The following is a 6,392-nucleotide window of genomic DNA, read 5'->3' as shown; positions in this document are numbered from 1 at the left end:
GTCGGTTCGACGTAGTACCGGCCGTCGGACGAGAGGTACTCACGGTCGACGTAGGACATAACCTGCCGGATTGAGTCCTCGAAGGAACTGAAGCTGTCGGCGCACTCGGCCGGACAGACGTCCCGCGCGTCGAAGCCGTAGAGGTTGTTCTTCTCTTGGGCGATGGCGGAGGTGCCGTAGGCCGACTCCAGACAGGCGTGGGCGGCCTGATAGATGGCGTCGACGTCACGCTCGTTCTGGACGTCGACCCAGACGTCGCCGAGGCCGACGAGCGGACTCGACGGCTTGAGACCGGCGATGGCGTCGTCGAGTTCCGCGCCGCTGATGTCGACGCGGACATCGATTGGCGTGTCGACCGTGATCGACTGTGGCTGCCGGACGGTCCCGCCGGGACGGTCGCCGCGGCCGTCGTCGAGATATCGCTGGACGGACCAGCCGGTCGGTGCGTCGGCCCACGCGACCTTCCACCACGTGTAGCCGTCGGCGGAGACGATGCCGTCGGTGACGGTGCCCGTCTCCCCGTCGGAGGCGGTGCCGATGTCGCTGCTGTCGATGTCCGGTTTCTGTCTGACGTTCAGATCGACCGTCGACTGGACGGTCTGGCCGATGTCGAACGCCGGCGGTTCGCCCCCGGCGGCGTCCAGCGGTGCGGGCGAGAGGTTGGTCTCGCTGACCCATCCCATCAGTCCGCTGTTGAACGCGACCCGCCAGAAGAGCACGCCATCGACGAGTTTCGGTCCGTCGCGAACGTAGCCCGCGTCGTCCATCCGGGCGATACCCTCCTCGACCGAGGACCGGTCTGGTCGTCGATACACGGTCGTGTCGACCACCGGCGAGACACGCTGTTCGATGTCGAACGCGCCGGCGACCGAGAGCTTCGTCCGCGGTGACCACCCCGTCTTGCTGTTGTCGTACTCGATTTCGTACCAACTGAACCCGTCCGCCGTCACCGGGCCGCCGACGGCGCTGCCGGTGACTCCCTCCGGTTGGGTGAAGACGACGTTGCGGTCACGGACCGCCGGGTCGGAACGGACAGTCGTCACTTGGCTCGTGACGACCCGCTCGCCCCGTTCGAGTAGTTCCCCTTGGTCGGTCGTCGACTCGCCGTCGGTCACGAGCGAGACGAACCGGTCCCAGGGCCACGTGGGGCCGGGGTCGACTTTCCCGCCGGTGACGCGGTTACAGTTGTCCGGTGCCGGAATCTGTTCGTGGCCGATCAGGCCGCCCGCACCGCCGTAGGCCGAACACGGTGCGATGTCGTACTCGGGATGGCGCTTCGGGATGCTGTAGGTGTCACACAGCCACCGGGTGAGGTCCGCGACCGCGCTGATCTGTGCCGACGGAAAGTCCGTCTGGCCGGCGCGCCCGGCCATCTCGATGTTGATACTCGTGTCGTTGTACGGCCCGTTGCCGTTCGTGTACGCGACGTCTTTGGGGTCGACCATCTTCGTTATCGTCCCGTCGAAGCCGACGACGTAGTGTGAGGAGACGTTCGACCCGGGATTCTGGAACGTCGCGATTCCCGCGTCGCGTCGCCCTCTATCGTGTGGAGCACGACCCACCGGAGGTCGCTCGCGTCCCGGTTCGTACTCGTGTAGTTCGACCCCGCCGCTGGGACGTACTCTATATCGGGCTTGTCCGCCGCTGCGGTCGGTAGTCCCCCGACTCCGATTCCCCCTGCGAGTGCTCCCCCTGTGACTCCGAGGAAGCGCCGTCGTGATTGGCGCATTGCGACTCCGGGTTGGGACCCGACCCTATTATAATTAATTTTTGTAGAACATAACTAACTTTGTCTTCCGCCGCACTGTATCTATCCCGTCGACGGCACAGCCATTATGCCGGAGGCCCGCACAGACCTCACTATGAGCGAGGACTGCATCTTCTGCAGTATCGTCGACGGCGAGATACCGAGCCGCACGGTCTACGAGGACGACACTGTGCTGGCGTTTCTGGACGCGAACCCGCTGGCCCCGGGGCACACGCTCGTCATCCCGAAGACCCACTACGAACGGTTGAACGACGTGCCGGCGGCGACGGCCAGCGAGTTGTACGCTCGCCTGCACGAACTCGTCCCGGCGGTCGAGGACGCCGCGGACGCGCCCGCCTCGACGGTGGCGTTCAACAACGGCGAGGCCGCCGGCCAGGAGGTGCCACACGTCCACGCGCACGTCGTCCCCCGGACGGCGGACGACGGCGGAGGACCGATACACGGCGTCTTCGGCAGTCGTCCCGACCTCTCGGACGACGAACTGGACGCCCTCGCGGACGCTATCCGGGACAATCAGTAGTCAGTCGATCAGGACGACGTGGTCGCCGTCACACTCCGGGCAGGCGTCGTAGTCGGTGAAAAACTCCTCCTCGCAGTCTAAACAGTGGTGTGTCGGCGCGTCGGCGTTGTCGGTGGCGCTCTGTTTGAACTTCTCGACTTTGCGCCCCATATCCTCGAACAGGCCCATACGTGTTCGGAGGGCGGCCAGCGGTAAAAAACCGCCACTCAGAGGGATTCCCGCAGGAGGAGGTCGTAGGCGAGCAGTTCGTCGCCCTCGACGCTGTCGAACCCCGCCGTGGCGAGGCCGAAGAGGACGGCGAGGCCGACGACCTGTCTGGTCGCGGCGTCGGTGTCCGCGCCGGGGTCGACCGGTTCGGTCAGTTCCGGGAGCGTCTCGACGTCGAGGACCTCTCGGAGGTCGACGCCCGTGCCGGCCAGTGTCGCGAAGTCCTCGACTGCGGCCCGGAGTTGGGTCTCGAAGCGGTCGTGGTGGGGCGAGTCCGTCTCGAAGGTTCGCGCGCCGTTGCGGACGCCGTCGAGGTACTGGACGACCGCGGGGTCGAAGACGCCCTCGCGGTCCCCGCGGTCGGTCTGTCGCTCGCCACAGCGCGGGCAGAACCGATCACTGTCGTCCACCGGCCCACTGCAGTACGGGCACTCGGCCATACCCGACGTTGCTCGCCCCTCGCTCAAGAGGGTTGTGTCCGGACCGACCGCTGGTCGTCGTCGGAACGAATATGGCGTGGTCGCCGGAGCGACCTGCCAGCCGCGAAAAGGCCTCCCTGTTCTGCTATCCCGCCGTTCCGGAGGCGGACACCCGTACTATCCGTGGCGGTCAGTAAATGCTTTGTGGAACCGGCCGACGCGACCCGCAAAAGCGTATAGGGGTGGGGTTCGAACCCCCGGGTATGCACGGCCGGGACGACACCGAACTGCCGGGAGCGCTGGTCGAGGAGTATCTCGACCGCGAGCAGGGGACGCGGGCGCTGCTTGACGAACTCGAACAGCTAGCGCTCGAGGGCGACCACGAGGCGGTCCGCGAGCGGATCCGCGGACTGGCCGAGGAGAACGCCGGCGTCTTCTTCGCCGTCGCGCTCAGCCTCACCGGGTCGAAACAGTTCTTCGGCGACGTCGAGGCCCAACTCGACGTGACCGCCGCCGACCGCCTGCGGGAACTGCCCGAGACCTACCCCACGCTGGTCGAACCGTTCAGCATCGTCCGCACCGAGCAGTCCCACGACCGGTACAACCCTGTCACCGGCCTCTCGACGACCACGACCTACCACGCCGAGGAGGAGGTGCCGCTGATCCGCTACGGGATGCAGTCGGGCGACGTGACGCTGCTGGAGGCGACCGAGTCCCCACAGGAGGTCCTGCAGGTCGCAACCTACCTCGTCCAGTCGACGACCGACTCGCTTGAGGCCGCCATCGAGCAGGAGCACTCGGTCAACACCGAGGAACTCAGCGGCCTCATCGACCGCCGTGAGGAACTGGAGACCGAACTCGACCAGCTACGGGACCTCATCGACGAACTCCGGCGTCGCCCCGTCGGCGACGAGTGAACGACGCGGCGCTCCCGGCTACAACCCGGCCAGCAACCGGTCGATGTCCTCGGCCGTGTTGAACACGTGGACCGACGCCCGAACGGCCCTGTCGGGATGGGGGAGCGACCGGACGACGACGCCCGCCTCGGCCAGTCGCTGGACCGTCGCCTCGGGGTCGTCGACCCGGAAGGTCACCAGTCCGGATTCGTAGGTCTCGGGACTCAGCAACTGCTCGTCGTCGAGGCCCTCTTTCAGCCGCGCGGTCAGCGGTTCGACGTGGTCCTGAATCGTCTCCATCCCGATGTCCTCGACGGTGTCGATGGCCTCCGCGAGGCGACGTACGGCAGTGGCGAGGTGGTCCCGATCTCGAACCGCCGTGCGCCCGCCCGAAAGTCGTACCCCTCACCGCCCATCTCCTCGACGCCCATGTAGCTGAGCCGGCGCGGTTCGAGGCTCGCTATCGCGTCGCTGTCGACGTAGAGGAACCCGCCGCCCCAGACGCCCATCAGCCACTTGTGGCCGGCGCCGGCGACGAAGTCCGCCCCCCACTGTTTCACGTCGACGGGGACCTGTCCCGGCGACTGGACGGCGTCGACCAGCACCTGCGCGCCGGCGTCGTGGGCGACGTCGACCACCTGCCCGACGGGCAACTGCGTGCCGTGGGTCCACGTGAGACTCGACAGGGTCACCAGTCGCGCGTCCGCGACGGCGTCTTTCAGCGCGTCCATCGAGAGCCGCCCGCCCTCGGTCTCTACCACTCGGACCTCGATGTCGGCCACGTCCGCGAGGCGGTCCCACGGCAGCGTCCCGGCGGGGTGTTCGAGGTCGGTCCGGACGACCACGTCGCCGGGTTCCCAGTCGATAGCGGCCGCGACGCGGCTGATCCCGTCAGCCGTCGAGTTCGTCAGCGCTATCTCCTCGCCGTCGGCGCCGACGAAGTCCGCGACCGTCTCGCGGGCGGCGTCCATCGCGTCGAAGGCGACGGGGTACATCCCCTCGTCGGTCGGGGCCTCGTAGCCGTGGCGAGTCAGGAAGTCGGTCACCGCCTCGACCACGCGGCGGTGGCTGGGACTGGACGCCCCGGTGTTGAGATAGGCCGTCTCCTCTAGCGCCGGCATCGACGCACGTAGCGACTCCGGATCCATACTCCCCTCTCGGTGCGCCGACGGTTCGTACCTTTCGCCCACCGGCGCTCAGACGCGCCCGCGAGCATCCCGCCGGCCGTGACCGCGACCAACGCCGCGAGCAGCGTCCCGCCGGCGTAGACGACCGCCTCGCGGCGGTCGCCCTGCTCGTACAGTTGGACGGTCTCGACGGCGAAGCTCGAAAACGTCGTGAACGCGCCACAGAAGCCCGTCCCGACGAGCAGCGTGGCGCTCTCGCCGACCGGGAGGGCGAGGACGGCACCCAGCGCGAAACTCCCGGCGACGTTGACCGCGAAAGTGTCCCGGCGCGCGCCCTCCAGCAACTCGCCGACGAGGTAGCGGCCGACGGCCCCGCAGACACCCCCGAGGCCGACGAGGACGGCCGGCGGGATCATACAAGCCCCCGCGTGACCCGTCTGGCCAGTAGGACGGCGGCGATGGCCAGCGCGTAGTTGGCGACGACGTTGACCGCCGCCAGCGCCGGGGACAGCGCGGCCGTCTCGACGGCGAACGTCGAGTAGGTCGTGAACGACGAGAGGAAGCCGGTGCCGGCGACGGTCCGCGTCTCCGAGCGCAACACGCCCGCCAGTCGGGACTCGTACAGCAACAGCCCGAGGGCGAAGCTTCCGGCGACGTTGACCGCGAGCGTCCCCCACGGGAACCCCGCCGGGAGGACGACGTCGACGGCGTACCGCAGCACCGCGCCGGCGAACCCGCCGACGGCGACCAGCAGGACGGTCTCGGCTTCCCTGACTCGCTCGGCGGTGACTGCCATACTCGCCGCTGGGGGAGGCCGGGACTCGTAGCTATCGGTCCCAGTCGATCCAGTCCTGCTCCCACCCGGCGCGGGACTCGGCCTGCTTGCGGGCCCGCTCCTGGTCCTCCCGCCGGGTCCGGTTGCGCTCTATCGTGTCGGCGGACTCGCCCTCGACCAGCATCGGCCGGAAGGCGACCGTCCCCAGTCGCGTCGCCACGTCGCCGTCCTCGACGATGGAGAGCGTCTGCTCGCGGGTGCCCAGCGGCATCACCAGTCGGCCGCCCTCTGCCAACTGGTCGACCAGCGCGCGGGGCGGGCTGACCGCCGCGGCCTCAAGCAGGATGGCGTCGTAAGGGGCGTACTCCGGGAGGCCGTCGCTGCCGTTGCGCTTGTCGACGAACACGCCCTCGTAGCCCGCCGAGGCGAGGTTCGAGCGCGCGTCGTAGACCAGCCGTCGGTTGATATCGATGGCGTGGGTGTCGGCGTCGCCGACTATCTCGGCGACGGCGGCGGCGGTGTAGCCGACGCCCGCGCGACGACGAGCGCGGTGTCCCCGGGGTCGGGCGCGAGCGCTTCCAGCAACCGCGCGGCCGTCGACGGCGCGAGCACGCGGGTCCCCATCCGGTCGAACGCCCGGTCGGCGTAGGCCGCCCGGTCGTCCTCGACGAACTCGTGGC

At 68.5% G+C, this 6,392-nt stretch carries 7 protein-coding genes and 2 pseudogenes; 2 read left to right on the top strand and 7 right to left on the bottom strand.

Annotated elements, in window-relative coordinates:
- Nucleotides 1-1,562, bottom strand: a 1,562-nt coding sequence (locus tag GJ629_RS18110; RefSeq protein ID WP_157513503.1) for an N-acetylmuramoyl-L-alanine amidase, incomplete at its 3' end; no start/stop codon positions are given.
- 300 nt (nucleotides 1,563-1,862) lie between these two features.
- Here GJ629_RS18110 and GJ629_RS13425 point away from each other — a divergent pair.
- Entirely contained in the window at nucleotides 1,863-2,288 is a 426-nt protein-coding gene (locus GJ629_RS13425; protein ID WP_157513502.1) for an HIT family protein, read from the top strand.
- On the opposite strand, the gene GJ629_RS16370 is transcribed toward GJ629_RS13425, so the two are convergent.
- Nucleotides 2,289-2,456 (bottom strand): hypothetical protein, encoded by a 168-nt coding sequence (locus GJ629_RS16370; protein ID WP_197428612.1) that lies wholly within the window; start codon nucleotides 2,454-2,456, stop codon nucleotides 2,289-2,291.
- Between the two features lie 38 nt (nucleotides 2,457-2,494).
- The gene (locus GJ629_RS13420) at nucleotides 2,495-2,935 is read right to left on the bottom strand and encodes a zinc ribbon domain-containing protein (protein ID WP_157513501.1); all 441 of its coding nucleotides are present in this window, start codon (nucleotides 2,933-2,935) and stop codon (nucleotides 2,495-2,497) included.
- 242 nt (nucleotides 2,936-3,177) lie between these two features.
- Here GJ629_RS13420 and GJ629_RS13415 point away from each other — a divergent pair, with 242 nt between their 5' ends.
- Nucleotides 3,178-3,831: a hypothetical protein gene (locus tag GJ629_RS13415; RefSeq protein ID WP_157513500.1), complete on the top strand. Its 654-nt coding sequence runs from the start codon at nucleotides 3,178-3,180 to the stop codon at nucleotides 3,829-3,831.
- An 18-nt stretch (nucleotides 3,832-3,849) separates the two neighbouring features.
- Here the strand turns inward: GJ629_RS13415 and GJ629_RS13410 are convergent.
- The 4 genes and pseudogenes from GJ629_RS13410 to GJ629_RS13395 form a co-directional block, all read right to left on the bottom strand.
- Nucleotides 3,850-4,958, bottom strand: a pseudogene (locus GJ629_RS13410) (aminotransferase class V-fold PLP-dependent enzyme).
- Nucleotides 4,919-5,353, bottom strand: a complete 435-nt coding sequence (locus tag GJ629_RS13405; RefSeq protein ID WP_157513499.1) for a CrcB family protein — start codon at nucleotides 5,351-5,353, stop codon at nucleotides 4,919-4,921. The pseudogene GJ629_RS13410 and the gene GJ629_RS13405 overlap by 40 nt, the downstream one beginning before the upstream one ends.
- On the bottom strand, nucleotides 5,350-5,733 hold the full coding sequence (locus GJ629_RS13400) for a CrcB family protein (RefSeq protein WP_157513498.1): 384 nt from the start codon (nucleotides 5,731-5,733) through the stop codon (nucleotides 5,350-5,352). Before GJ629_RS13400 ends, GJ629_RS13405 begins: the two co-directional genes overlap by 4 nt.
- 31 nt (nucleotides 5,734-5,764) lie before the next feature.
- Nucleotides 5,765-6,392, bottom strand: a pseudogene (locus GJ629_RS13395) (protein-L-isoaspartate O-methyltransferase); the annotation flags it as partial.

It is taken from the genome of Halapricum sp. CBA1109 (assembly GCF_009741825.1).
Classification (GTDB): Archaea; Halobacteriota; Halobacteria; order Halobacteriales; family Haloarculaceae; genus Halapricum.
The sequence above is the reverse complement of the archived record's forward strand: the minus strand, read 5'-3'. Positions and strand labels throughout refer to the sequence as shown.